This is a genomic window from Thalassospira lucentensis (genome assembly GCF_011806425.1).
Lineage (GTDB): Bacteria > Pseudomonadota > Alphaproteobacteria > Rhodospirillales > Thalassospiraceae > Thalassospira > Thalassospira lucentensis_B.
Genome location: NZ_JAATOV010000002.1, coordinates 958011 through 980937 on the forward strand (window position 1 = coordinate 958011; position 22927 = coordinate 980937).

A 22927-nucleotide genomic window follows, 5' to 3' on the forward strand; every position below is an offset into this window, starting at 1 on the left:
ATAAAACCATGCCCCAAAAATCAGCACTCATCTTCTACGGCGGATGGGAAGGACACGAACCTGACGCCTGCGCCAAAGTCATCGACGACATGCTGCGCAAAGAAAACTTCACCACCGAACGGGTCGAAGGCACAGATTGCCTCACCCGCCAGGATCTTGATCAGTTTGATCTGATTGTGCCGCTTTGCACCCAAACCACGGTGGAAAAGGAAGCACTCGATAATTTGGTTGCCGCCATTGCGGCCGGCACCGGGCTTGGTGGTTTTCATGGCGGCATGGGCGATACGTTCCGCATGGAACCGGCTTATCAGTTCATGGTCGGCGGACAGTGGGTCGCACATCCGGGCGATATCATTGATTATCGCGTCAACATCACCAAACCCGATGATCCCATTGTCGCGGGCATCGGCGACTTCGATTACCATTCCGAACAATATTACATGCATGTCGACCCTGCGATTAACGTGCTGGCCGAAACCACCTTCACCGGCGACCATGCCCATTGGATTGACGGGGTCAAAATGCCGGTGGTCTGGAAACACCACTATGACAAAGGACGAGTCTTTTTCTCCGCCCTCGGTCACGTCGCCGACGAATTCAAAGTCCCGCAAATGTACGAAATCGTCCGCCGCGGCCTAATTTGGGCGGCCCGCTAGATTTTGGGTTTTACCAAGCCTAAACGACAAAACCCCACCGATTGGATTGGCGGGGTTTTATCGTTTGGTTGCGGGGACGCTCCGATTCGCGCTGGATGACAACGGCAAGCCGGTGCCGGACGACAAGGGTGTCGCGAAAACCCGCGATGTGCGCCTTGACCGACCAGATTGATGGTCTTGCCTCCCTATATCGCACCTGCAAGGACCATCAGCCCGGTGGAACGGGCCAAACAGATCCTCAAACAGGGCAATGTCCCGATCTTCCATAATCAGAATGACCGGGCGTTTTATCGATCCTCAACAGATCAGATCCTCATGACCTATCAAGCCGCCTTCAAAGGCCAATATGAATATTACGCCACGGCTTTGCATGAGTTGAGTCATGCTACTGGTCATGGATCACGCATGGCGCGAGAGTTCGGAGCGTTTGGCTCTAAGGTCTACGCCAAAGAAGAACTGCGTGCCGAGATCGCCAGCTACATGCTGACCACAGAGCTTGGTCTTGGTCATTACCCGAAACGCCATGCCAGCTATGTCGGCTCCTGGATGAAAGCCATCAAGGAAGATCGCAATGCGCTGTTCATCGCTGCGCGGGATGCAGAGAACATCCGTACATGGATCATGGAGCCCGAGATGCGGTAAAGCCGAATCCCGGTGAAAATCAAAGAACAAACCAATACCATTGCCCCGGCTGTTGAAAGACAGAAGGAAAATGCCATGAAATGTGAAATCTCACAGGCTCCCAACCAAGACACCAACACCGAACGCAAACGCATCTATCTCAATGTTCCGTTCAGTGAAAAGGATGAAGCCAAGGCACTTGGGGCAAAATGGGATCGTCGGGCCAAGGCGTGGTATGCTCGCGATGATATGGAGCTTGAACCGTTTAAACGCTGGCAGGAGACCAAAACCAAAGCTCCTGAACCGAAAGATCAAGCCAGAAGACAAGTTTGCCCTGGCGCTGAAAGAAAACGGTCTGATCCTCGATGCCCCGCCGACCATGGATGGCAAATGGCATCGGGTAGCGGTCGAAGGAGATCGCAAGGGCCAGAAAAGCGGTTCCTATCGCGGGCTTCTTGAAGGCATTCTGGCTGGCAACATCACCAATTACAAGTCCGGGCAATATCCCGTCAAATGGGTGGCGACCGGCACCAAGATCGATCCCAAAGAATTGGAACAGTCCAGAGCCGAAGCTGCAGCCCGCAAAGCAGCCCAGGAACAGGAGCTCCGTGCGCAATATCGCGCCGTGGCCAAACGGGCCTACGGGATTTTCCATAACGCCGAACCAGCTCCCGCCAATCACCCCCTATCTGCAAAACAAGCAGGTTCCGGCAGGCGATCTACGTATTGATCAGTCGGGCAACCTGCTTATGCCGATGGCCAACGACAAAGGCTTTATCGAGAACATCCAGACGATCCACCCCGATGGCACCAAGATATATGTCAACGACGGCAAAAAGCGCGGCCTGATGCATGTGATCGAAGGTGACCCCAAAGGCCCGATGATCATTTCAGAGGGTTATTCCACCGGTCAAAGTCTTCATATGGCCAGCGGGCTGACCGTTGTGGTTGCACTTGATTCCGGCAATCTGACACCGGTGGCCGAGGCCCTTCACAAAAAGCATCCGGATCGGCCACTGGTGATTGCAGCCGATGATGATCACGCCAAGCAAGTTAATGCCGGGATCAAGGGGGCTGAGCGAGCATCTGAGCTGACCGGGGCAAAGATCCTGCGTCCTGATCTAAATGAGGATGAAAAAGCCAAAGGCCTGACCGATTTTAACGACATCCATCGGGAACGCGGAATTGAGGGGTTGAAACGCTTTGTCACCGAACAGCTCGGCCTGACCAAACCGAAAGCCAAAGCCATAACACGGGGGCGCGAACAGCAGACTGCCAGCCTGGCGGTCTGATCCCCGAATACCGGTGGCGCGATGCACGCCACCGGCACCTCTTTCCTATTTGCCATTTAACCCGGAGAACACCTCATGACCGAACAGCATGTGAAGGACATTTTTGAAAAGCGCGGCCAGCTTGAAGAGGCTCGCGACCTTGATTGCAACGCTTGTGGCCCGGCATTGGTCTTTGCACTGCAGGTAGGCGAGAATACCTTCTCACTTGATCTACCAACCCTACTGCAATGTCTCTACCTTGCCGAGCAGAAAGCCTCCGTCCCCAAGTTGGGAGCTGCATGGTGGAACAGCGTCATAAACCATTATAACATCGGTTCTTCCATCCGTGAGACAGTCGCCGGGAGATCAGATAATGCACGTCTATAAATTGCAGGCACAGACAGTCGACGAGAAAGAGATCGAGCGCACCGCCTTTGAACGCGACACCAGAAAACTTGAGCCCTGGTATCAGGTCACCGACGACAAACAGCGCGAATATGCCGTATGTCCGGCCTGTGACAACCCGATCCGTCTGGTAGGACTGTATGAGGAGCTTCCTCATACGGATCGCCCCTATGGTCGCCACACAGGCAAACCGGTTACCGGGTTTGATTATTTCAACGCCGATAATTTTGAATGGTGTCCCTATGTGCGCAAGAACCAGAGCAAAGGTAGTAGTCGCAAACGCGGCATGGAGGGCATCTCTCTCAAGATCCTCGGCATCGTACTGACCCAGTTTGACCGGGTGATCTACATTATCCGCAAAGAGACCGGCATCTGGATCTCGCCCAAAATTGCACTCGCCATGCTGGAAAACTGGATTGAAGCAGAAGGCTACCGTTTCTACGATGCGACCCTGCGCAACATCCCCTGGATGTTTGCCTATCGCTCCAAAGGCCTCTCGATCTTCGGTCAGAAAATCAGCAAGGGTCAGGATGAACTGCGTCAGGCCATCATCGAAGGCATCCCCCTTGCCCGTTTTGATGAAAATGGTCGTATTGCAAAGGGCGATCAGTTCTATGACGTGACCTGGTGCTTTGTTGATTACCGCCGCAAGACAGAAGACGACAGCCTAATCGAGATGGTCGAGTTTGAAGTCTGTGATAGGGATCGCAACGTGGTCTTCGCCAAGACCATCACCTTTGATCCAAGGTATTTTGCAAACCTGATCAATTACAGCAATCCCGACAAGCGGGAGCCACATCTCATCGCAAAGGCCAAGGAAGTGTATGAGCGCAAATTCGGCGCGGATTTTACACGCAGTATCGTCAATCTGGTTGACGGTTTTGATGCCACCCTTCCCGAGAGTATCCGGGCCGAAATGTTGCCGGGCGATTCTCCCACAAGATCTTCCGGGCAATAGCGGAACAAGAAATGGCCACCGAACGTCACGTTATCAAAACCTATCTCAACGACGAAGAGAAAGCCCGCATCGATCAGCTTGCCCGCCAGCTGCGCCTGTCACGCTCGGAACTGCTCAAACGCTTGCTGATGAATACCAAACTGCCCAGTGCCAGAGACTTTGCCGCATGGCAGGGCATTCGAGATCTACTCAAGGTCAATGCCGATCAGGCCCGCTTGGGCAATCTCTTCAAGCTCGCCCTCGATGAGCCGCTCTCTGCAGATCTCTTGAAGAAGTTCGACAACCTGAACCGCGATATCGAGGCAACCCAGAAAGAACTCAAAGCGGCCATTGGTGAGATCCGGATGCAGCTTCAGCCCGGCAAGAACCTGCAGGACAAATCATGATTGCAACCCGGATCGGCAAGAAATCTGGTGCGCCGGACAACTATACCCGTCTTGGCCAATATATCGCCGCTGCCGAGGAAAAAGGCGAGAAGCTCCATCAGTTCTGGATCCGCAATTGCGATGCCGGCACAAATATCGAGGATCTAGATCTGGCCCTTCTGGAGATCGAAGCGGTTCGACGACTAAAGCCCGACATTGTCTATAAAACCTATCACCTTGTCGTTTCTTTCCGCCCTGGCGAGCAAGACAAGCTGACCAAAGAGATCTGATGGCCATAGAGGCAGAATATGCCAGAGCACTTGACTATGCCGACCATCAGCGTGTGGCCGGAACGCATATCAACACCGATAATTTCCATATGCACATCGCCTTTAACAAAGTGCATCCGGAAACGCTCAAGGTGATCACACCCCATCGGGATTTTAAAATTCTCGCCAAGGTCTCACGTGAGATGGAGAAGAAATATGGGCTGTCCATCGATCCTGGCATGACAGATGGTAAGGAGCGAAATCCAAACAAGCTGTCACCTGCAGCACGGAACTATGAGGCCTACACATGGCAGGAGTCATTCCAACGGCATGTGTTAAAACATAGAAGCGAGATGCTAGAAGGTTTGGGGAAGGCTAAGACCTGGCAGGAAGCGCATGAGGTTCTGGCCGGATATGACATCAGCATCAAGCTACGTGGTAACGGTATGGTCCTGATGAGCCTGGACGGACAGGCGATGAAAGCCAGCCAGTTGGATCGATCGTACAGCAAGAAAAAGCTTGAAGAACGGTTTGGGATGTTTGAAGCACGACAAGTCAAACAATGCGGCAAAGGCAAGCATCAAGGCACAGCAAAACGCCGTTATAGGCCCCGTCCACTTGTACGACATCGCAATACGGCGGCTCTTTGGCGACGTTACCTCGGCAAGCGCAAAATCTTGCCCCAGCAGCCCAGCCTGACAGCACGGGCTTTGCGAAATTGGAAGATGTTTTTGCTGTTGGAGGCTCATCAGGATCCGTTAGCTTTGGTCTTGATCTTGGCGCACAGACAAGTGCTGAGCATCTTGACGACGAAAACCTTCATAGACCGGAAAAACTACCCCAACTCAATGAAGTTTCACAAAGACTTGTCGTGATAATCGTTACCGTTCGGAGTCATCCGCTATGAGAAGCAGACGGCAACACAGGACGGCACAAGCGGCTTTCCATGGGAATGGCACGCAGGCGCTGGCTCAGTTCTAAAGCTGGCAGCATAAGGTCGATAGTCGCAAAACGGATATGATGCCCCTGTATCTCAGCCGTCTCATCAATATTGGAACCAATCGCCGGGTACAAAAGAAGGCCTTCCGAGGACAAAGAACGCGGCTCATCGTGCCGTTCCTGACTACGAAGATAGGCGTAGAGCTGGTAGATATGTGCCGATTTAAAGCGTAATGCCCCCCCATGCTGTGAGCGTATGAACACGTTCGTAAACTTGGTATCAATGATGATCCGCCGATCCTCTCTCTCATTTTCGAGAATAATGTCTGTAACCATGATCGGCAGGAAATGCCGAATCCCCGAAGAAGCAGCATCAATAGGCCATTTAAATTTCTTACCAGGGTAAACGCGCCAACCATCTTCACGAGACAATTCAGCGTTAAAGAAATTTCCGATAGCGCGTTCAAAGAGCTTCCGAAACTCTGTCTCTGCTCGATCTGCATCCAAAACAGAACGTGTGCCCGTTTCCTCTGTCGGCAACACGAGATCGAAGACCGCGCGAGCGAGTGAAACCATAAGCCGATCTTCGGCTTCATGTCGTCCGATTTGATCCGTGGCCATATCCCCACGTGACGGGTTTACTGCGCTAACGCCAGAGCTGCCAAGTGCCCCCGCTAGCATTTTTGTACGATGTCTCAAACGGTCATTATCGAGCACCCCACCGACGACGCTCAGGGCTGCACGAACCAAACGGTTGCGTGGAGTGTCGATGGTAAGCTCTTCAAACCGGCACGCGATCTCACCTCGACTTAGCAACGCACGCGTCTCAGTCTGTAGCATGTCGATACGCCCACGCACTCGCCGCAGCGTGTCCTCACGGTGTCGATATCCGAAGCTGAGGTTGCGCCGGAGACGATTTTCTACTGTGTAACAAAGTAACCGAGCAATCAGCGATTTGAAGTCGGGTGAGGTCTCGATCTCTGCATCAAATTTCCCCCGAAACTTGACCAAATCATGCGCATAGAGAAATAGGAACCAAACATTGCGCACCGGTATCTTGTCGTAAACAAGACGAATATCGTTCGTATCAGAAGACGTGAACATCCCGTCCACCATCATATCGCCTGCAACAATCGGTCCCTCGAAGCAGCGGCCTTATCTAGATTATCAAACCAATATTCTTCCAGAAGCGGATAGATTTCCGTCTCGACGATATCATTAAACCAGAGGGTTCCATCACGAATTTCATCGTCAGCGCCAGGAGTGACATAGCTATGTCCAATGCAGAATTGCGCACCAAGTGACTTATCTGCCGCAATCTCGTCATTTAACTCTTTCATCGCAATCTTAATGCGATCTAGAATCTCCACGTCCATACCAGTCTGGTCGCAACACCATTGGCGCCAGATATCGTTGAGATTAGTATCGAGAGACACGAAGGCAAACCGGCGGCGCAAAGCCAGGTCGACAAGAGCAAGCGAACGGTCGGCGATGTTCATTGTACCGATGACAAAGAGATTCTGCGGAATGAAGATTCGCTCCCCCTTGGCGCGCGAATAGGCCAATTCAATTGCCTCCTCCTCACGACGCTTGTCCTTTTCCAGCAGGGTAAGCATTTCTCCAAAGATCTGGGCTGGGTTCCCGCGATTGATTTCCTCGATGATAACAACGAAGGGAAGATCAGGCTCGGCGCGAGCAGCTTCTATAGCCTCTAAAAACATCCCATCAATCAATGCGAGATGCCCGTCTCCATCAGGACGCCACCCCCTCACAAAATCTTCATATGACAAAGAAGGGTGGAACTGGATGGACCGCATACGTTTACGGATCATTGCACGATCCCGAGTACCAATCAGCGCATAGCCTAATCGTTTGGCCAGCCATGTCTTTCCTGTTCCTGGAGGGCCTTGAAGAATTAGATTCTTCTTCAATTCCAGACGCGAAAGCGCGTCATCAATATCTTGCTCAGGCAAGAAACAACCATCTGCAACGATGTCTTCGATCCCGTAAGGAATGAGCTCGGCGGTATCGTTGTCAAGCTCCACTTCCTCTTGCTCAAGATCGATTTCTGTCTGACTAGATTCCGACTTTCTATATCGTTTTACCCAATAAGGCTGCCGCAACCAAAATTCATAGTCCTGCTTATGTCCGGCAAAGGTAAACAGGATCAAACGGCGAGCAAACTCATCTGATGCGTCTGCTTTGACAATAGTGATGCGATAGGTAAAGAAATACCATTCGAGCGGCGGGTCCAAAGGTTGCCAATCAACCTTAACCGTTCGGCGATCTGTCGAGGCTTCCGTAATGGTGCCCAATGCCTTAATCCGCATACACGAGACAGGCTTATCGTGGTTCACGAATGGCAACTTGTATTTCTGTACATAGGTGGACTTGATCGCGATCCGATCGCCAGGTCGCATGCGGGCGACATGACCAGCATGCCTGTCCGTATATCCGTTTTGCCAAACACCTTCTGAGAGGAAACGCTCCAGCTGATCCTCTCTACCGTTCCAAACCGCGCCAACAAACCAAAATTGTCGCTTCGGATCATCAAAGATATCGTGTCCTAAATCATCTGAAGGCGCATCCTCGTCATCATCATCGGATGCGGTTTTATAACGAGCATGGACATCCTCAAACAGTTCGAGCGCCGCCTCATGGTCAAGCTGCGTCTCTCGCCCCTCATTTGTCAGTTCCCAAACGCCTCTCTTCTTACTAGTGACCAGTCCAGCCTTGCCCAGATAAAATTTCGCCCATCCAACCTGGTTCTCATAATTCGACAGACCGTTTTTGTTGGTAAGCTTCAGATCAGCTTCTGAAACGACAGAACTCTTTGCGACCTCCTCGAAAACCTGCTTGGGTTCTGCTATGCCCCCGAATGTACGTAGGGCATCGAGTGTAGGGCCTAGCAACCGCACGAAACGCGGCCCACGCTTTTTCTGTCTAGGCTTATCCACCTGAGAGGTTTTATTCATGACCGACCTTTCCATTAGGTTTGGCGTCGGCTAAAGCGCTTGTGTCGCGCCTTATCAAAGAAGCCTGCTGCGGGTCATAGACGCAACCTGAAATCGTGCCATCCTTGATCCGCTCGACAGCCTCCTCGATCACAAACAGCGGAACAAGGAACCACTCACGCGGGATCACTGGCCTGCCAAAACGGTCCCTAACCTCAATCTCAAGGCGGGCAGGCTCGAAGATGCGGTGAATGAGGTTTTCCAACTTTGTACGGTTGATATTGTATAGCTCGTAAGTCGCAACAATCTCTACATTGTCCATCAGGAATGTCGGTTGAAGTTGAGCCCCTGCAATCCGTTTCTCAACACTCATGTTTGTGACGCCGATCTTGTGAACCAGGTCGCGGTTCTCAGCAACAAGCGGGTGCTCTGACTTACTCCTCAGTACATAGATTGTACCGCTTGCCTCATCACCGTCGATTTTCTGATCAGAGAACAAGGGGCCCGCTGTTGGCTCAGTTATCCGTCGGCCTGCCTCATCCTTGTTAAGAGCACGCTGAAGCGAGCGCAAAAGCATATTGCTTTCAGTACCATTATCGAAAATCACCCGCAGGCGTGCATCTGTTCGTCCCTGATCCGTAAGCGTCGTTTCTCCCTTTTCGGCCACATATGCTTTTTGGCCCCCAACAATGAAAAAGCGACCTTTTTCGATCTCGGCCTTCATCTCAAAAGGACGTGTTTCACGCAGACCGGTATCGAGTTCCTTCTGAACATGCTCAAAAAGGGGTTTGAATTTGTCGAAGTCTTCGCAACGGTCCCGATTTGCGACTTCCTCAGCAGCACGTCGCTCTGCGGTCGAACGAACATGACGGAGCTCGGTGATCGGCGGCGTTTCTACGTCGATACCAAGTTCCGCGAGAAGAGCATCATCATCGAGGTCGTCTTCGGCGACGGCGTAAGCAGTACCTCCAACAGCCAAGAGCCCTTGATGATCAATCGCCTCGACCAATGCACGCGCATCAGCCTGCTCACGGATACGATCAAGACGGACAGCATAGAGACGCTCAAAGATGTCGCGGTCTTCGCCGTGTTGCGGAGCCTGCCCATTTTCTTCAACAAAGCGCTGGATTTCTTCGAAGCCAGCAACAATACGCTCTTCGCGCGGGGTGCGGCTTGGCGCTTTCTTGGTTTCGACCTCAACACCGAGCTCGGCAAGAAGGGCATCATCGTCATCAGTAAACGTCTTACCCATTGGAAGCTTCCTGCTTCATACGAGCGAGGAATGCCACACCTTCGGCCATGCGCTTTTCCCAAGCATCCGGCGACGTGATGGATGGCAGCCGATCACGCTCCTGCTTGAATTTCAGCGCGCGTTTAGCCAAGTCTCGTGCCTCTTCTGGCGTGAGTTGAACTTTCTTTGCTGAAATCACGGCGGCAACTTGCCTCAAACTCTCTTCACTCATTGCCTTGGCAAGGATCGCATAGGCTTCACTAAAGGGGTTAATACGATCGATCAGATCAATATCGAGTTCGCGCACATCCATTGCGAATTTTCTCACGCCCTGAATCAAAGCATTGTTTCCAGCCTTGTCAGAAACATCAGCTTGGAGTGCTGCTTCCTTTGCCTTCTGCGTAAGGTTGAGGGCGGCGATGGCGTGCTGGCGCACGGCTTCCTGATCGTGATCGTCGAGCTCAGGATACCGGTCCTTGATGATCTTGCCCATGCGTACCTGGGTAAGCTCTTCTGGCACCAGTTCTTCGTCAAAAAGCCCGCGCTCGACTGTTGGCTTATCTTGAACGAAGGTCGCGATCACTTCATTCAGGTCTTCCTGACAAATCCGTTCGCCTTCTTTGGTCTTTGGCGTCACGAGCCCCTTGATCTCTATCTGGAACTGGCCGCTATCTTCATTGAAACCGACATTACACTTGCTCGGATCATACCCACCTTCCCCGTAGTCGAAACCCTCCTGCGGGCCATTGGCCGCCGCCTTCGGGGTGAAGTTGAAGCGCGGGGCGAGCACCTGCTCCATCAGCAAGCTGGCGGCGATGGCCTTCAGTGTATCGTTAACCGCCTCGGTCACAGCTTCTTCGGAAGCATCCGGTTCGGCAATCAGATTGGTGAACCTGGCGCGGGTCTTGCCTTCGGCATCGCGTGTTGCGCGCCCGATGATCTGGACGATCTCGGTCAAACTCGATCGATAACCGACTGTCAGGGCGTGTTCGCACCAAATCCAGTCAAATCCCTCCTTGGCCATACCAAGGGCAATGATAATGTCAACATGGTCGCGGTTGTTCTTCTGGGCAGGGTCTTTGAGTGCTGCCGATACCTTGTCGCGCTTGCCAGCATCATCATCCACCAAATCAGCAATGCGCAGCACGTAACCGTCAGCGCGTTTGACAAGCTGAAAACCCGTTGTCGGGTCGGTGCCCTGCCACTCGCCAAGCTCCTCGATGATGTGCTCAACTTCTCTGATCTTGTCCTTCGTGCTTTCGCGCGAATTGACCGATGGAATATGGATGATGGTCTTCTCGGTCGGATCGAGCACCTTCAGGATGTCGTTGGCATAAGCGCCCGTATAGAAAAAATACCCGATATCGAGCGCCTTCAGGTATTTGTAGCCATTGAGCTGCTCATAATAGGTGTAGGTGACGGTATCGAACTTTGCCTCCTCATGAGGCATCAAAACAGGCTCTGAATCGCCCCTGAAATAGCTACCTGTCATCGCGACGACATGAATCTTGTCACGGGCGATCAGCTCTGCCAACTGCACGCCAAGCTTGTTCGCAGGGTTCGCAGAAACATGATGGAACTCATCAATCGCAATCAGGCAATCATCGAAGGCTTCTATCCCGAATTTTTCAACAGCATTTCGAAATGTGGCATGCGGGCAAACAAGCACGCGATCCTCGCTAGCAAGGAAGGTCTTCACCGCACCCACCTTGCCCTCGTCGCCGCCCGGCGCATTGCAGAGGTTCCATTTGGGCACCACCTGCCAATCCGTCCAAAAACCAAACTTCGATAGCGGCTCATTATTAAAGCTGGAACCGATCGACTTTTCGGGCACGGTGATGATCGCCTTGCGAAGGCCCTGATTATGCAACTTGTCAAGCGCGATGAACATCAACGCACGGCTCTTGCCCGAGGCAGGCGGTGACTTAATCAGGAGATAAGGCTCGCCCCGTTTCTCATAGGCACGCTCCTGCATCGGGCGCATCCCAAGCTCGTTCGACTTGGTGGAATTGCCGGTTTGCGCGTAAGTAACGGATACGGACGGGACGTTCAGTTGATCAGCCATCTATCTCTCACCATATTCAGTCAAAGGCTCCAGAACCGGCACAAGTGCTGAGAAAACAGGCTTAAATCTACTTACCAATAGGGAAACGGCCTCGCTTATCTGGTCAATATCCTGAACATCCTTGATTTTGACAGTATTGTTTTTCAAGAACGTTGAGTATTTTGTTCCCTCTTGCGTTGCCTTCTTCTGAAAGCCGAACTCAAAGTTTTTCTGCGCACCAATATCTTTAATCGCTTCAATCAAAGTCTTTCTTGCTTCAAAATTGTTGAGTGGCCCAACCGATGCAAACAAACGAACCGTACCTTCAGTTCCCTTGTTACCAATGAATATCTGTATCCAACAGATCAGTGGGTAGCCTGACCACCACTTTTCGCACCCTGGCCAATTGTAGTCATCCTTTCCCAAGGCTTCGTACCAACCCGACGGGAGAAAACTGAACTTGTCCCCGCTACTCCAACAGTAAATGATCGACTGCTTGCCAACTTCAAGGACTTCTTTGCCCTCCCATCCCGCGCCAAAGGCATCGTCTAACGCCATCGAAAAGTTGGTCGATGCTCCATACTCTGAAATGAAATCGAGTACTTTTTTATGCTGACGATAGAGTGATCGGGCAAGTTGCTCGAGTTTTTTTTGCTCTTCACTCATACCAGCAGCCTCCTTGATGATTTCGATATAGTGCGCCAAAAACACACGAACCTCACGGCCCAAAGACTGACCTTCGGCCTGCATGGTACGGCCCAGCAAGTCACAGATGGCATCATAGCCAATCGTCGCGTAGCTGAGATCTTCGGGTTCCTCGTCATGCAACGTCAGGAAGATACCCCTAATATTGAGTTCCCCTTCCTCTGCCTCGAATGCAGCACGGGCTTTCTCGATATATTTCGGAAGTTGCCCCTTGGATTGCGACGCATGAAACTTGTTCTCGATGATAAACGCCCAATTGTTCCGACGAGAAAGCAGGAAGATATCAATGTGCAGCCACTCTCGCCTCACTTCGATGTCTTGAATATCTGCTTGCGTAATATCCAGCGCCGTGGGGCTCCCCTTGGAACTCTCACCGCGCAAGGCTTCTGAAAGAAAAGCCTTAAGGAACCGATCGCCCAAACCGTGGCTTTCAAGCGGATCAAGCAACCATGCTAGAATGTTTGAGTGCCTGAGCTCCATACCTTCCATCCGCATGATGCGGATTGGGTTGAAACGGTTAAGATATGCGTCAAGCTGATCAAGGTCTGGATTGTTTACAAACAGACTTTCAAGCTCTTCAACATTCGGATTGGAGGGGTGCTCAGTCATGCCGCCCCCTTCTTGCTCATCTTAGTATAGAGCTCAAAAAGCTTCTCAAGGCGTTCGGTATCGTTGCGGAAACGGCGTCCGATATAGATGCGCTCAAGGGTCTCGTCATTGCGATCATGGGCCGCGCGCAGGTCGTCGGGCATCTTTTCGGGGTCGTAGAGATCGGCGATAGTCGCTGGGAAATGCGCCTCGCGCGCCAAGAGGATGTCCTCAGCGCAGCGGGCCAGGTCTTCCTTGTTTTTCTCAGTCAGCTTGGGGACAGGGAAGGTGTTCCAGCCAAGGGTGTTGGAATAGCTGAAATCAGTTCTCATCCGCACACAGACTGTTCCGATCCACACCCAATGAAGACGCGACGCGATCAACGCCATGTTCCAAAGCGGAGCGTCAAAGAGCGCAAAGCATTTGTTTGAGAGAACGCCACCTTTACCAAGAAGATCCGTCGGAAGAAAATCTCTATTTTCTGAAGAAACCACTGGTATTGCAATTGTGTTACACCGAGCTGCATTCATCTCTCTAAACTGATGCGGTCTATTGACCATTCCGTTTGAGATTGCGTCTTTTGATTTCTTACGCTTTTCAACCCCTGCCTGTATTCGCTCTCGCAGGTCCGCTATTTGTAGGATTTCCTCTCCAGGCTCATCCACGAACCAAAGGCAATATCTTGTCTTTGCGTTAATTACTTCAGTAGAACCATAAAATCTCCGTATGTAGCACTCAGGCAAGCCGTCTCGTTTGAGCTCGAGCATCCTAGCCTGATCCATAAGAATATGCTCAGATAGCCCATAATAGTTTCCTTTAATCATTGGCTGGAGGCCTGCAATAGGTTTCGTTGAAGCTGTAACCCAAAAGTCAGGCTGGGCTAACAAGTAACCGTTAATGTTGGCCGTATCCAATTTGACATCATCGTCGAATAATATCGCCCCGCCTTTTTCAAGGTCGCAGCCAATGATTACAACTGTCACACCGGCGCCATGCGCAGCGAGATTCGCCCACTTGAAGGACCTTACGGCAAAGAAAAATCGTAACCCACCATCGAACAGCGGCTTCCAAAAATTTGAGACATGCTGACCTTGCGCAACACTATTCGTAGCAACAAAGGCAAACTTAGTGGGTGTTATTTTAGAGAATTCATAGGCCTTTACGAACCATCCGCAAACGTAGTCAAGTAACCCCCATTTCTCGAATTTTCCATCAAGAAGGAACTTGAGATCGTCCTTTTGCTCTTCTGTCTTTCTTGCATTTCCCTTGTAAGGCGGATTCCCGCAGATGTAGGTCTCTCCCCCCTCGTTCTCAAAGTCGATCTGCGCTTGGTCGAGCGGCGACATGAAGAGATCGTCGGCATGATGCTTCACACCTGTCCCTGTGGGCGGACAGATACTCAGCCAGTCCAGCCGGAGGGCATTTCCACAGGTAATCCAATTCATGGCATCAAGCGGCAGGAACTCGGCAAGTGCCTCCTTCTGGCCGCGATAAAGCACGTCGCACTGATACTCGGCAATGATCAGAGCTAACCGTGCGATTTCAGCGGGGAAGTCGCGAAGCTCGATCCCGCGAAAGTTCGTCAACGGGATTTCGGTACGACGATCAGCATCACCGCAACGCTTGTTGATTTCGGCTTCGATCGCCCGCATTTCCTTATATGCGATAACAAGGAAGTTGCCCGATCCACAGGCAGGGTCGAAAACCCTGATCCGCGCCATGCGGTTGCGTAGGTTGCGGAGCTTACGGGTGTTGTCGTCAGCCTCCTCCAGCTTTTCGCGAAGATCATCGAGGAAAAGCGGGTTCAGCACCTTCAGGATGTTCGGCACGCTGGTGTAATGCATGCCGAGCGCACCGCGTTCATCATCATCGGCGACGGCCTGGATCATCGAGCCGAAAATATCAGGGTTGATCTGTTTCCAGTCAAGATTGCCTATATGCAAAAGGTAGGATCGTGCAATCCTGGAAAAGCGCGGAACATCCGTACTGCCCGAGAATAGACCACCATTCACATAAGGAAAGCCATCGACCCAACGCGGAAGATTTGCTTTCGCCTTATCCTCGGTCTTGGTGTTCATTGCCCGGAAAATCTCGCCAATCACCTCGTGGGTGTTGGACGAGTCACTGGCACTCATCCGTTCGACCATCAGCGTAAAGCCATAGTTCGGATGAAGGATATCGGTATCCTCTGCAAAGAAGCAGAAGATCAGACGCGCCATAAAATGGTTCATATCGTGGCGGCGTTCGGCAGTTCCCCAATCGGGGTTATCCTTTAGCAGTTCGACATAAAGCCGGTTAAGTCGGCTGGTCGCGCGGATGTCGAACGCACTTTCGCGGATTTGCTTAACGGTCGATATCCCCGCAAGCGGCAGGAAAAAGCCGAAATGATTGGGAAAGTCGGGATAACCGCAGACAACGACTTCCCCGCTGGCCAAGTCTTCCGCCTGAAACTCGTTGCCATCGGTGGCAAGGACAAACTTGGCCTTTGCACGGGTGGTCGCGCCGCTTGCCCGAAGCGCGGCCAGAGTTTCAGTTACCTCGCCAGCGGCGCAGATCTTGATATGGATGTTGCTGGTCTGAAGGACACCACCAAGGTCCGACTTGTTCGAGCTGCCCGCGCGCAGGCGCTTGATGGTCGTGGCCTTGTTCCCGAAGGCTTCAAGGAAGGCGTAAGGAAACTCATCACCGTCAAACGGTTCTGCCGCAAGTGCGGAAATAGCTTCTTCAATCTCGACCGCGTTCATACACCTCTCCCCCGACGTTTTTTAACGTCTGTTATTTTTGCGGGGGATAACAGCAACTTCTCCCCCCAGATCAACCAACAGAACTTAATTCCCATCACGATTTCAATGACGCCTATCCAACCTTAACACGCACAACGAATCATGCCCGTGAGTTCTAGCAAATCTGAATGCTGTTTGTCCTATTCCTTTGTCCGTTGAGCATGTCACCGCCATGCGAATAAGCAGGAAGCCCATTTGGGCTGTTTGGTGGGCCCACCAAACCTATCCTGCCCCCAGCACGACAGGTGAAAGTTGTGCCAACTCGTGCACCATCATGCACTCTTCTGCATTTTCGTGCAATCTTATGCACTCTCATGCAATCACATGCAGTGCCTTGTATTTGAAGCATTTTTTCATTACCTATTCTTACGAGAAGACAGCGTCTTACCCTTGCGCATGAGCAACCCCGAACGGTAATCAATTTGTTTCAACCTTCGAGGACACAATCAGTGCATGTAGCAATCTACGCCCGCCACTCCACCGACAAACAGGAAACCAGCACGCAAGACCAGATTCGGCGCTGTCGCGAATATTGCAGCGTAAAGGGCTATCACGTTGCTGATGTATTCTTTGATGAAGGCATATCGGGCTCCCATCTTGCTAACCGCCCTGGTATTGGCGCGCTTTTGGTCGCCGCTTTGGATGGGAAATTCGAAGGAGTGATTGCCGAAGACTTAAGCCGGATCAGCCGCGATCAAGCCGACACCGCCAACTTCTTCAAAAAGATGGTGTTCCTCGGTGTGCCGGTTGAAACCGTTAGCGATGGATTGAACAATGAGCTGCATATTGATCTGAAAAGCACCATGAATGCGCTCTACCTCAAAGACCTGTCCGACAAAACACACAGAGGCGTCGTTGCCGCAGTCTTACGCGGCGGCGTGCCTGGTGGCCAGCTTTACGGGTACGACCTGGTTCACGCGCTCGATGAGTTTGGTGAACCCATTCGCGGCAAGCGCAAAGTCAATGAAGAACAAGCCATAATCATCCGGGAAATTTTTGAATACTATGCCGAAGGCCGGAAGCTCAAACACATTTGCGATGACCTCAACCGCCAGGGCATAGATTCTCCCAAAGGCGGGAAATGGGCACCATCAAGCCTTGTCGGATCGTTCGTCCGGCAAACAGGAATGCTGCGCCAAACGCTCTATAACGGCTTCGTCACGTTCAACAAGTTGCAGTATCGAAAGCATCCTGAAAACGGAAAACGGTTGTCTATCGTGCGCCCAGAAAAGGAATGGATAACCGTTCCAATTCCTGAACTTGCCATCCTCAAAGAAGAGACCTTCCTGAAGGTTCAAAAGGCACTGGATGAGCGCTCCAGCATGCACATGCAGCGCAAGCTAATACCCGCCGTAATGACCGACGAGGAAAGGCGCGATAAATCAATTCGTCGCTCTAGGGAATGGCGACCCAATCAGGCAGTCGGCAATAAACGCGCCAATGCCGTCTTCGGTGGAAAGCTCTATTGCGGCGAGCACGATCAAAAGATCACTGCAACTTACGCAAAGCATTATTCCTGCCCAGTCAAAGGATGCGCAAACCGAAACCTGCATTATGATGAAGTCATCAAGCTTGTTTTGGATGCCATAGCAAACCTTGATGAAGCGAAGATTGTCGAGCATTTTGAAGGCGACGAACTGCGTAACATTCGAGCTCATCACACACAGGAAATAGCACGCCTCACGGCACAACTTGAAGATTTGCGTGCTGGCATGAACAAGGTTATCGACGCTCTTGGTCCCGATGCCCGTTCAAATGAGATACGTGTATTTTTTGACGACAAAGCGGAACAAATCCAACGAACAAAACTCGACCTTGCCCACCACAAACGCGCACTCGCAGACAATGCTTCTCCACGTAAGTTGGATGCCATTGTTCAGCACCACCAAAAGCTGATTGCCAAACTCGCTGTGTGGTCCCGTGATTCAGAGGCGGTTATTCCGATGCGACAAATCATTAAGCGGCTAACCTTAACCTCGTCACCGGACGATCTTGGTAAACCAACTTGCCATGCGGATTTCGATTTCCTCGCAATAATTGCAAAGAGCCAAACTACCTAAGTTACCGGCAGAGTTCTGCCGGTTGTAAGAAATTTAATCTTGCTTGCCGCAGAATGTAATCAGCCCCCCCTTACCAAGAACGCAGCTTTAACTCGCGAACCACGTTTTGACTGCCAAACCCAACGGCAAGAGTTTCGCAATCATTCCCTTGATCATCGGCTATTGAAGGATCTCCTCCCGCGTCAATCATAAGGCGATATGCGTCAAGTGCATCATTTTCAGCGGCAAGCATAAGAGGCGTTCGCCCCGGCCCTGGTAAAGAATGCTTCAAATTTGGATCTGCACCAGTCTGAAGAAGTAGATCGACAATTCTCAGATAGTTTTTAATCGGAACTTCTCGGATATTTTCAAGGTGAACTTCAGCCACAACAGCCATTATTTCAGCGTGTTGTGGGTCCAAATCCTTTAAAAAAGAGAGCCTGTCTCCCATTGCCCCTGCAAACCCACCTAAATAACGGCGATATGCTTCTCGATCCGCAGGCCTGGGAGAAGCGATATGACGCAACATTTGTTTCTCAAACCACCCCTCCCGATAGTAAGAAAATCGAGAGACACACTGATACAAGGGACTTTGAGGCGGATATCCTGATTTCATATTAGCGTCAGCACCCATTTCTAAGAGCTTCGCGACAACTTCCGGATCACCTAGCTGTACAGCCAGATAAAGTGGTGAAAGACGTTTTTTTGCCGTCAGCTTATTAAGTGTGTTTCGATCATGCGGCTCCTGAATCAATAAATCCAAGACCTCTCGACCACGCCCATCTTCGGCACACTGCAAAGAGTTTAGCAATGCGGACCCGCCTTGAGCGTCTAGCTTATTCACATCAGCACCAGCACCAAGAAGCTGGCCGACTTCATCCGACCTATCTTCAGATGCGAACCAAACAAGCTGCGGCTTACGAAGTTTCGACCCATCGCTCATCCGAACACTGATAACACGATCAGGGTTCACCAAGTCTGGTTTCATTGTATCTGTTTCAGACTGATCGAAGGCTAAAAACGGAATGCTCATAAGTAGCTTAGTTTTCGGCACTTCCTCAAAGCGTGCAGAAACGGGGAACATCGAACCATATGTCTGCGCGAGTTGCTCCATTTCCCAATCAGCCACGACTTCTGCATGCTCGACTACGCTCAACAACTCATCAGAAAACAACCTCATCGCCAAGCCTCGGTGTTTTAATCTCTTAACCGCAGTTTTGGCATTGAGATGCGCAGCTAGGACAATAGCTTCCTCAAGAATCTGTTTCTGGCTTTCTCCTGCTCGATACAAAGATTGGTTGGCTGCGTTTTCATAAAACGGCAGCGCCTCCTCTTCCTGACCAGCAAGGACATGCCATCTGCCCTCGCACCAATTCACGAAGTACTGCGTTCTGCCGGCGGGATCCATCTTGGTAGCCAGTGCTTTAAAGCGATCAAGTTCAATTCGTGAATGTACTTGATCATTAGCTTCTTTGTGATGAGTCCGTGCCATTTGAACATGCAAAAGAGCCAATCCAGTTTCCGATAATTCTCTCAGTTCCTTTGCAGCCTCGATATTTGCAAGGGATAACTCCTTGCCAATGTCACGTATCGGACAGTCCAGCAAAACCTCCTTACGGACTAGAGCACGTATCTGTATATACCCGGCCTTATTGGCTTCTCTATCAAGCCACGCCATTGCACGCGCAGTAACCAGCCATTTAACAAACAGGTCAATCTTCGACCTTTTGTTGCTCGATAGCTTCGCAGTCAGTTCGCGTTTTATCGGAAGGATTGATGCAAAGAAATCAGGTACGGTGAAACCACGTCGCCATCGAGCGATCTCGTCACGCTTAATTTTATCATCTGGATAAACTGTATTCGCTACCGAGAGCCCGAGGGATTTCTCCGCCCAAGTAAAAACAACATTGATGGGATTCACGCCGTCAATTAAAAACCCATTCAGCTCAGGGCCTCCAAAACGATCTTTAATTGAAATCATGAACTTAGCTAAACGCCCAGCATAAGCGGCTTCAATTAGGACCGGAAAAGCATGCTTCCTTGTCAGGGCATCAAGACCAACGTTCGAAAGAAGACTTATGTGCTCGTTAATGTGAAAGTTGGCAAAGCTCAAAACAACATCCGAAAACTCAGGATCTAGATTCCTAAGCGGCCCAACCAGAAGAGCTTCAATAACTTCGGACCGCAGGCTCCAATCGAAATCTCCCTCACGGGCTAGACGATCAAGTTTCTTCCTGACGCTAGGGTCTGCCGCTTTAGTACCAAAAGCAGCAGACAACAGTTGGCAGATTTCCCCTATCGTCGGGTAAGGGGGCTCGCAAGAGATTGCTTGTTCATCCATGGCAGCGACGTAAATCCCCTAAAAAGTTCTTCAACGCGCGCCTATCACTGGGAGTGCAAGGAACGACAACCCATTTCCCATTGGGGGCAACCAGCTTTCCATGTCTTTTCCTCCGCCGAAAGCTCCAGCCAACTCGCACACATTGCTTTACTACTTTTGCGAGATCCTTGTTATTTGAATAGAGCAATTTAGCCTCCTCATAAACGCTTGCGCAACGGGGCAGGAGCATTTACTCCCACCCCACGAACGCTATTTCCCGTTTTTGGCTGCAGAACTTGAAGCCCGACTGGAGAAACTACCCTTGGAAACCTGGCCGCCACTATTTTTGGCTGTAGAGCTCTGGATGCGCGCTGCATCCTTCTGGGTCATCGTGCTTTTGCTTGCACTTTTTGAAGTAGATTTCGTTGCCATTTAGTCCTCCATTTTTCTCACTTGCCGCTATTTTTTTGCGACCTTGATATTTTTGCCATCAATCCGCGATGTTTTCGGCAGCGCCGATGGCAAAAAAAATCTGAAAAATGTATTTCGGACTAAACTGTCCTGCCTGGAACCCATAAAGCACTGGTTTCACAAAGATAGCTCTCTAGCTATCCGAAAGTGTGCTCGCTATATAGCTCGACAGGAAATACCTTCGGTTACGAGCCCCCACTGTAGGGCATGTCGGCTGATCGCAACCAACAAATGGTTCTTTGCTACGTCCTGTACACAACGATTGCTAGCTTCCAATCGCAATGTGTTGCCGCTCACAGATGCATTTATTTTCGATAACCACGCGCCGGGCCGATGGCATTACCGAACGTCTTGGCACAATTAGCTCGCTCAAAACTCGTAGCGGCTTAAAATTGGTAGAAGTCACACAAACACTGCCCCCCGGAATGTCCGGAGGACCCATTCTAAATGACGATGGACAAGTTATTGGAGTCAAACACAAAGGTGGACCAACCGAAGGCCGCAACTTTGCGATCGCTATTAATGAACTATGTGATTGGCATAAGGAGCTCTCAAAAGCTTAAGTCTAAAAGATCCCCGCGCGGCATCCGGGCGACCTAGTACACGACCAAAATGCACAAAGATTTTAGGTTACCAACCCCAGGATCGCCCTCAGCAATGCTATTGGAGAGTTTATAGAAGAACTACGTTTCATAGATGCGTTTCAGGTTATTGGGATCAAAGGCGTCAAATTCAAAAAGCCTCATCCAATTGAACTATAAACTCACCAAGATGAAATTGCCTTGCAATCAGCATCCCCCCCATAATTAGCTCCTTAAAGCCTTGGAATATAGTTAAGATCCAAGTTAAGAGTTAAAGCGTAATACAATCTCCCCCTCTAAAAACAGCTCCACATTCGAGAACATATACAGCACCATTCGTATGATTATCTTTATGATACATTTGTTAGGCAAAAATGGTTACAGAACGTACAAATATAGAGTTCCCTCTGTGGCGTAAGAAAGTTGATTCCTCATTATTTCAACACAAAGGCTCTACGATACCTAAATGGGCTTGCCGCATGTGGGCCTTTGAGGAACAGTACCCTCAATTATTAGGCAAAAAGGATCCTACTTCGAGAATCTCCATTATCTTCAACGGTGAAACATATGCAGGCAGCATAACCGCCACATGGCCTAAAAATCGGGCTGATAGGGTCTATCGCTTCTGGTTTAAAGACGACCTCAAAGTAACCTTACAAGAAACATTCCTAATGTCCTATATGAGGGACATTGAAGGACGACTAGGTGACAGATCAAAACAAGAAATCGAAGCAAGTATACCCTTTTGGGAGTTCCTAGATATTGAATTCGATAGCCTAAATAAAATCATGACTTTGAGTGCACACTACAAACAATCTCCAACTTTTCCAGAGCTGTTTAAGCGGCTTATTTCATCACCTGCCCTTAAACGTATTGATGACGAACTCCTAGAGAAAAGTGAATTTAGGATCCACAAACAAGACTGGAAACCAAGATCAGAGTACGAAGTAGAAATTGGAGCCGAAAATGTTATCTATATGCTCCTCGACAACGGCAATAAGCTCCTATACGTGGGAGAGGCAACCAACCTTGTTAAACGCTTCAAAAATGGTCATCCAAGCATCCCAGAGTGGACACACTATAGATATGATGCACTGCCATCCTCAGCCGCAGAATATCGTGTCGCTCTTGAGCGGATGATCATTAGGAATTTTGCCAGTACCCTTCCGAATAAACGGGGTGTCAACACTATGGATTTATCAGGTTTCAAATTAGCAAATGACAAAATAGATCTTTAACCACATTGTTGTTTCTTTTTGAAACTGGCGTGAGCGCAAGATCATCGCTACAGACATTAAAAAAGCCCGCCACAAGGGCGAGCTTATTTAATGTTGGTTGCGGGGGTAGGATTAGCGCTCCCTTTGGTCGCTCAGCTTCGGCCGCTGGCCTTCGCAAAGAACCTGGCAAACAGGCTTAGCCTGTTTGCGGGCTCAAGATCCGTAAACCCCGAAGCAAAACAAAAAGGGACCCGCCTTGAGGCGGATCCCTTTTTATTTGGTTGCGGGGGTAGGATTTGAACCTACGACCTTCAGGTTATGAGCCTGACGAGCTACCGGGCTGCTCCACCCCGCGTCAGTGGGTGTTTGTCTGTTTTTAAACAGACAACGCCGCGTCAATGAAGAGGCGGCGTTTGATGTTTGGGCTATGGATATAGGGAATAAATAACTGTGTTTAGAAGGCCCGGCAGTGACCTACTCTCCCGTGCCTTAAGACAAAGTACCATCGGC

The 22927-nt window shown here is 50.6% G+C and carries 20 protein-coding genes, 1 tRNA gene and 1 pseudogene; 13 read left to right on the plus strand and 9 right to left on the minus strand.

All coding sequences use genetic code 11. The features are described 5' to 3' along the window. Window positions 1–8 precede the first annotated feature (8 nt). From HCZ99_RS09890 to HCZ99_RS09925, 10 genes and pseudogenes are all read left to right on the plus strand, one after another. A complete protein-coding gene (locus tag HCZ99_RS09890) occupies window positions 9–656 on the plus strand; it encodes a ThuA domain-containing protein (protein WP_167446746.1) in 648 nt (215 codons plus the stop codon). 216 nt (window positions 657–872) lie between these two features. Beyond that, entirely contained in the window at window positions 873–1298 is a 426-nt protein-coding gene (locus tag HCZ99_RS09895) for a zincin-like metallopeptidase domain-containing protein (RefSeq protein ID WP_167446747.1), read from the plus strand. Window positions 1299–1373: 75 nt separating this feature from the next. Continuing rightward, window positions 1374–1496 (plus strand): annotated as a pseudogene (locus HCZ99_RS20905) (DUF5710 domain-containing protein); the annotation flags it as partial. 37 nt (window positions 1497–1533) lie between these two features. Then, window positions 1534–2007 (plus strand): hypothetical protein, encoded by a 474-nt coding sequence (locus tag HCZ99_RS09900; protein ID WP_167446748.1) that lies wholly within the window; start codon window positions 1534–1536, stop codon window positions 2005–2007. Between the two features lie 25 nt (window positions 2008–2032). Beyond that, a complete protein-coding gene (locus tag HCZ99_RS09905; RefSeq protein ID WP_167446749.1) occupies window positions 2033–2569 on the plus strand; it encodes a toprim domain-containing protein in 537 nt (178 codons plus the stop codon). 75 nt (window positions 2570–2644) lie between these two features. Next, window positions 2645–2935, plus strand: coding sequence for a hypothetical protein (locus HCZ99_RS09910; RefSeq protein WP_167446750.1), 291 nt, complete (start codon window positions 2645–2647; stop codon window positions 2933–2935). Beyond that, entirely contained in the window at window positions 2922–3911 is a 990-nt protein-coding gene (locus tag HCZ99_RS09915; protein ID WP_167446751.1) for a hypothetical protein, read from the plus strand. Before HCZ99_RS09910 ends, HCZ99_RS09915 begins: the two co-directional genes overlap by 14 nt. Window positions 3912–3922: 11 nt before the next feature. Then, on the plus strand, window positions 3923–4297 hold the full coding sequence (locus tag HCZ99_RS09920; protein ID WP_167446752.1) for a plasmid mobilization protein: 375 nt from the start codon (window positions 3923–3925) through the stop codon (window positions 4295–4297). Then, entirely contained in the window at window positions 4294–4566 is a 273-nt protein-coding gene (locus tag HCZ99_RS20690; protein WP_254869540.1) for a hypothetical protein, read from the plus strand. The genes HCZ99_RS09920 and HCZ99_RS20690 overlap by 4 nt, the downstream gene beginning before the upstream one ends. Beyond that, a complete protein-coding gene (locus HCZ99_RS09925) occupies window positions 4566–5420 on the plus strand; it encodes a relaxase/mobilization nuclease domain-containing protein (protein ID WP_254869541.1) in 855 nt (284 codons plus the stop codon). Before HCZ99_RS20690 ends, HCZ99_RS09925 begins: the two co-directional genes overlap by 1 nt. A gap of 19 nt (window positions 5421–5439) precedes the next feature. Here HCZ99_RS09925 and mcrC read toward each other — a convergent pair whose 3' ends face one another. The 6 genes from mcrC to HCZ99_RS09955 are packed head-to-tail and all read right to left on the minus strand — an operon-like array spanning window position 5440 to window position 15750. Then, window positions 5440–6588: a 5-methylcytosine-specific restriction endonuclease system specificity protein McrC gene (gene mcrC / locus HCZ99_RS09930; RefSeq protein WP_167446753.1), complete on the minus strand. Its 1149-nt coding sequence runs from the start codon at window positions 6586–6588 to the stop codon at window positions 5440–5442. A gap of 11 nt (window positions 6589–6599) precedes the next feature. Next, window positions 6600–8459: an AAA family ATPase gene (locus HCZ99_RS09935; protein ID WP_167446754.1), complete on the minus strand. Its 1860-nt coding sequence runs from the start codon at window positions 8457–8459 to the stop codon at window positions 6600–6602. After that, entirely contained in the window at window positions 8452–9690 is a 1239-nt protein-coding gene (locus HCZ99_RS09940) for a GIY-YIG nuclease family protein (protein ID WP_167446755.1), read from the minus strand. Before HCZ99_RS09940 ends, HCZ99_RS09935 begins: the two co-directional genes overlap by 8 nt. Further along, entirely contained in the window at window positions 9683–11734 is a 2052-nt protein-coding gene (locus HCZ99_RS09945; RefSeq protein ID WP_167446756.1) for a DEAD/DEAH box helicase, read from the minus strand. The genes HCZ99_RS09940 and HCZ99_RS09945 overlap by 8 nt, the downstream gene beginning before the upstream one ends. Further along, window positions 11735–13027 (minus strand): PD-(D/E)XK nuclease family protein, encoded by a 1293-nt coding sequence (locus tag HCZ99_RS09950; RefSeq protein ID WP_167446757.1) that lies wholly within the window; start codon window positions 13025–13027, stop codon window positions 11735–11737. Continuing rightward, on the minus strand, window positions 13024–15750 hold the full coding sequence (locus tag HCZ99_RS09955) for a class I SAM-dependent DNA methyltransferase (protein WP_167446758.1): 2727 nt from the start codon (window positions 15748–15750) through the stop codon (window positions 13024–13026). Before HCZ99_RS09955 ends, HCZ99_RS09950 begins: the two co-directional genes overlap by 4 nt. A gap of 488 nt (window positions 15751–16238) precedes the next feature. On the opposite strand from HCZ99_RS09955, the gene HCZ99_RS09960 reads away from it, so the two are divergent. Next, on the plus strand, window positions 16239–17849 hold the full coding sequence (locus HCZ99_RS09960) for a recombinase family protein (protein ID WP_167446759.1): 1611 nt from the start codon (window positions 16239–16241) through the stop codon (window positions 17847–17849). A 70-nt stretch (window positions 17850–17919) separates the two neighbouring features. On the opposite strand, the gene HCZ99_RS09965 is transcribed toward HCZ99_RS09960, so the two are convergent. Together HCZ99_RS09965 and HCZ99_RS20910 are read right to left on the minus strand one after the other, a co-directional pair. Then, a complete protein-coding gene (locus tag HCZ99_RS09965) occupies window positions 17920–20169 on the minus strand; it encodes an ankyrin repeat domain-containing protein (RefSeq protein WP_167446760.1) in 2250 nt (749 codons plus the stop codon). A gap of 249 nt (window positions 20170–20418) precedes the next feature. Next, complete coding sequence (locus HCZ99_RS20910; RefSeq protein ID WP_167446761.1) at window positions 20419–20580, minus strand: hypothetical protein; 162 nt, start codon at window positions 20578–20580, stop codon at window positions 20419–20421. A gap of 338 nt (window positions 20581–20918) precedes the next feature. Between HCZ99_RS20910 and HCZ99_RS20915 the strand changes: the two genes are divergently transcribed. Together HCZ99_RS20915 and HCZ99_RS09980 are read left to right on the plus strand one after the other, a co-directional pair. Continuing rightward, window positions 20919–21182 (plus strand): trypsin-like peptidase domain-containing protein, encoded by a 264-nt coding sequence (locus HCZ99_RS20915; RefSeq protein WP_167446762.1) that lies wholly within the window; start codon window positions 20919–20921, stop codon window positions 21180–21182. A gap of 392 nt (window positions 21183–21574) precedes the next feature. Then, the gene (locus HCZ99_RS09980; protein WP_167446763.1) at window positions 21575–22438 is read left to right on the plus strand and encodes a GIY-YIG nuclease family protein; all 864 of its coding nucleotides are present in this window, start codon (window positions 21575–21577) and stop codon (window positions 22436–22438) included. A 257-nt stretch (window positions 22439–22695) separates the two neighbouring features. Here the strand turns inward: HCZ99_RS09980 and HCZ99_RS09985 are convergent. Next, a tRNA-Met gene (locus tag HCZ99_RS09985) sits at window positions 22696–22772 on the minus strand. Window positions 22773–22927: the final 155 nt, after the last annotated feature.

Bases quoted from the DNA above. Each gene is read 5' to 3' on its own strand.
- HCZ99_RS09890 (WP_167446746.1), top strand. From the start codon at position 9: ATGCCCCAAAAATCAGCACTCATCTTCTACGGCGGATGGGAAGGACAC.
- HCZ99_RS09905 (WP_167446749.1), top strand. From the start codon at position 2,033: ATGGCCAACGACAAAGGCTTTATCGAGAACATCCAGACGATCCACCCC.
- HCZ99_RS09910 (WP_167446750.1), top strand. From the start codon at position 2,645: ATGACCGAACAGCATGTGAAGGACATTTTTGAAAAGCGCGGCCAGCTT.
- HCZ99_RS09915 (WP_167446751.1), top strand. From the start codon at position 2,922: ATGCACGTCTATAAATTGCAGGCACAGACAGTCGACGAGAAAGAGATC.
- HCZ99_RS09920 (WP_167446752.1), top strand. From the start codon at position 3,923: ATGGCCACCGAACGTCACGTTATCAAAACCTATCTCAACGACGAAGAG.
- HCZ99_RS20690 (WP_254869540.1), top strand. From the start codon at position 4,294: ATGATTGCAACCCGGATCGGCAAGAAATCTGGTGCGCCGGACAACTAT.
- HCZ99_RS09925 (WP_254869541.1), top strand. From the start codon at position 4,566: ATGGCCATAGAGGCAGAATATGCCAGAGCACTTGACTATGCCGACCAT.
- mcrC (WP_167446753.1), bottom strand. From the start codon at position 6,588: ATGTTCACGTCTTCTGATACGAACGATATTCGTCTTGTTTACGACAAG.
- HCZ99_RS09935 (WP_167446754.1), bottom strand. From the start codon at position 8,459: ATGAATAAAACCTCTCAGGTGGATAAGCCTAGACAGAAAAAGCGTGGG.
- HCZ99_RS09940 (WP_167446755.1), bottom strand. From the start codon at position 9,690: ATGGGTAAGACGTTTACTGATGACGATGATGCCCTTCTTGCCGAGCTC.
- HCZ99_RS09945 (WP_167446756.1), bottom strand. From the start codon at position 11,734: ATGGCTGATCAACTGAACGTCCCGTCCGTATCCGTTACTTACGCGCAA.
- HCZ99_RS09950 (WP_167446757.1), bottom strand. From the start codon at position 13,027: ATGACTGAGCACCCCTCCAATCCGAATGTTGAAGAGCTTGAAAGTCTG.
- HCZ99_RS09955 (WP_167446758.1), bottom strand. From the start codon at position 15,750: ATGAACGCGGTCGAGATTGAAGAAGCTATTTCCGCACTTGCGGCAGAA.
- HCZ99_RS09965 (WP_167446760.1), bottom strand. From the start codon at position 20,169: ATGGATGAACAAGCAATCTCTTGCGAGCCCCCTTACCCGACGATAGGG.
- HCZ99_RS20910 (WP_167446761.1), bottom strand. From the start codon at position 20,580: ATGGCAACGAAATCTACTTCAAAAAGTGCAAGCAAAAGCACGATGACC.
- HCZ99_RS20915 (WP_167446762.1), top strand. From the start codon at position 20,919: ATGCATTTATTTTCGATAACCACGCGCCGGGCCGATGGCATTACCGAA.
- HCZ99_RS09980 (WP_167446763.1), top strand. From the start codon at position 21,575: ATGGTTACAGAACGTACAAATATAGAGTTCCCTCTGTGGCGTAAGAAA.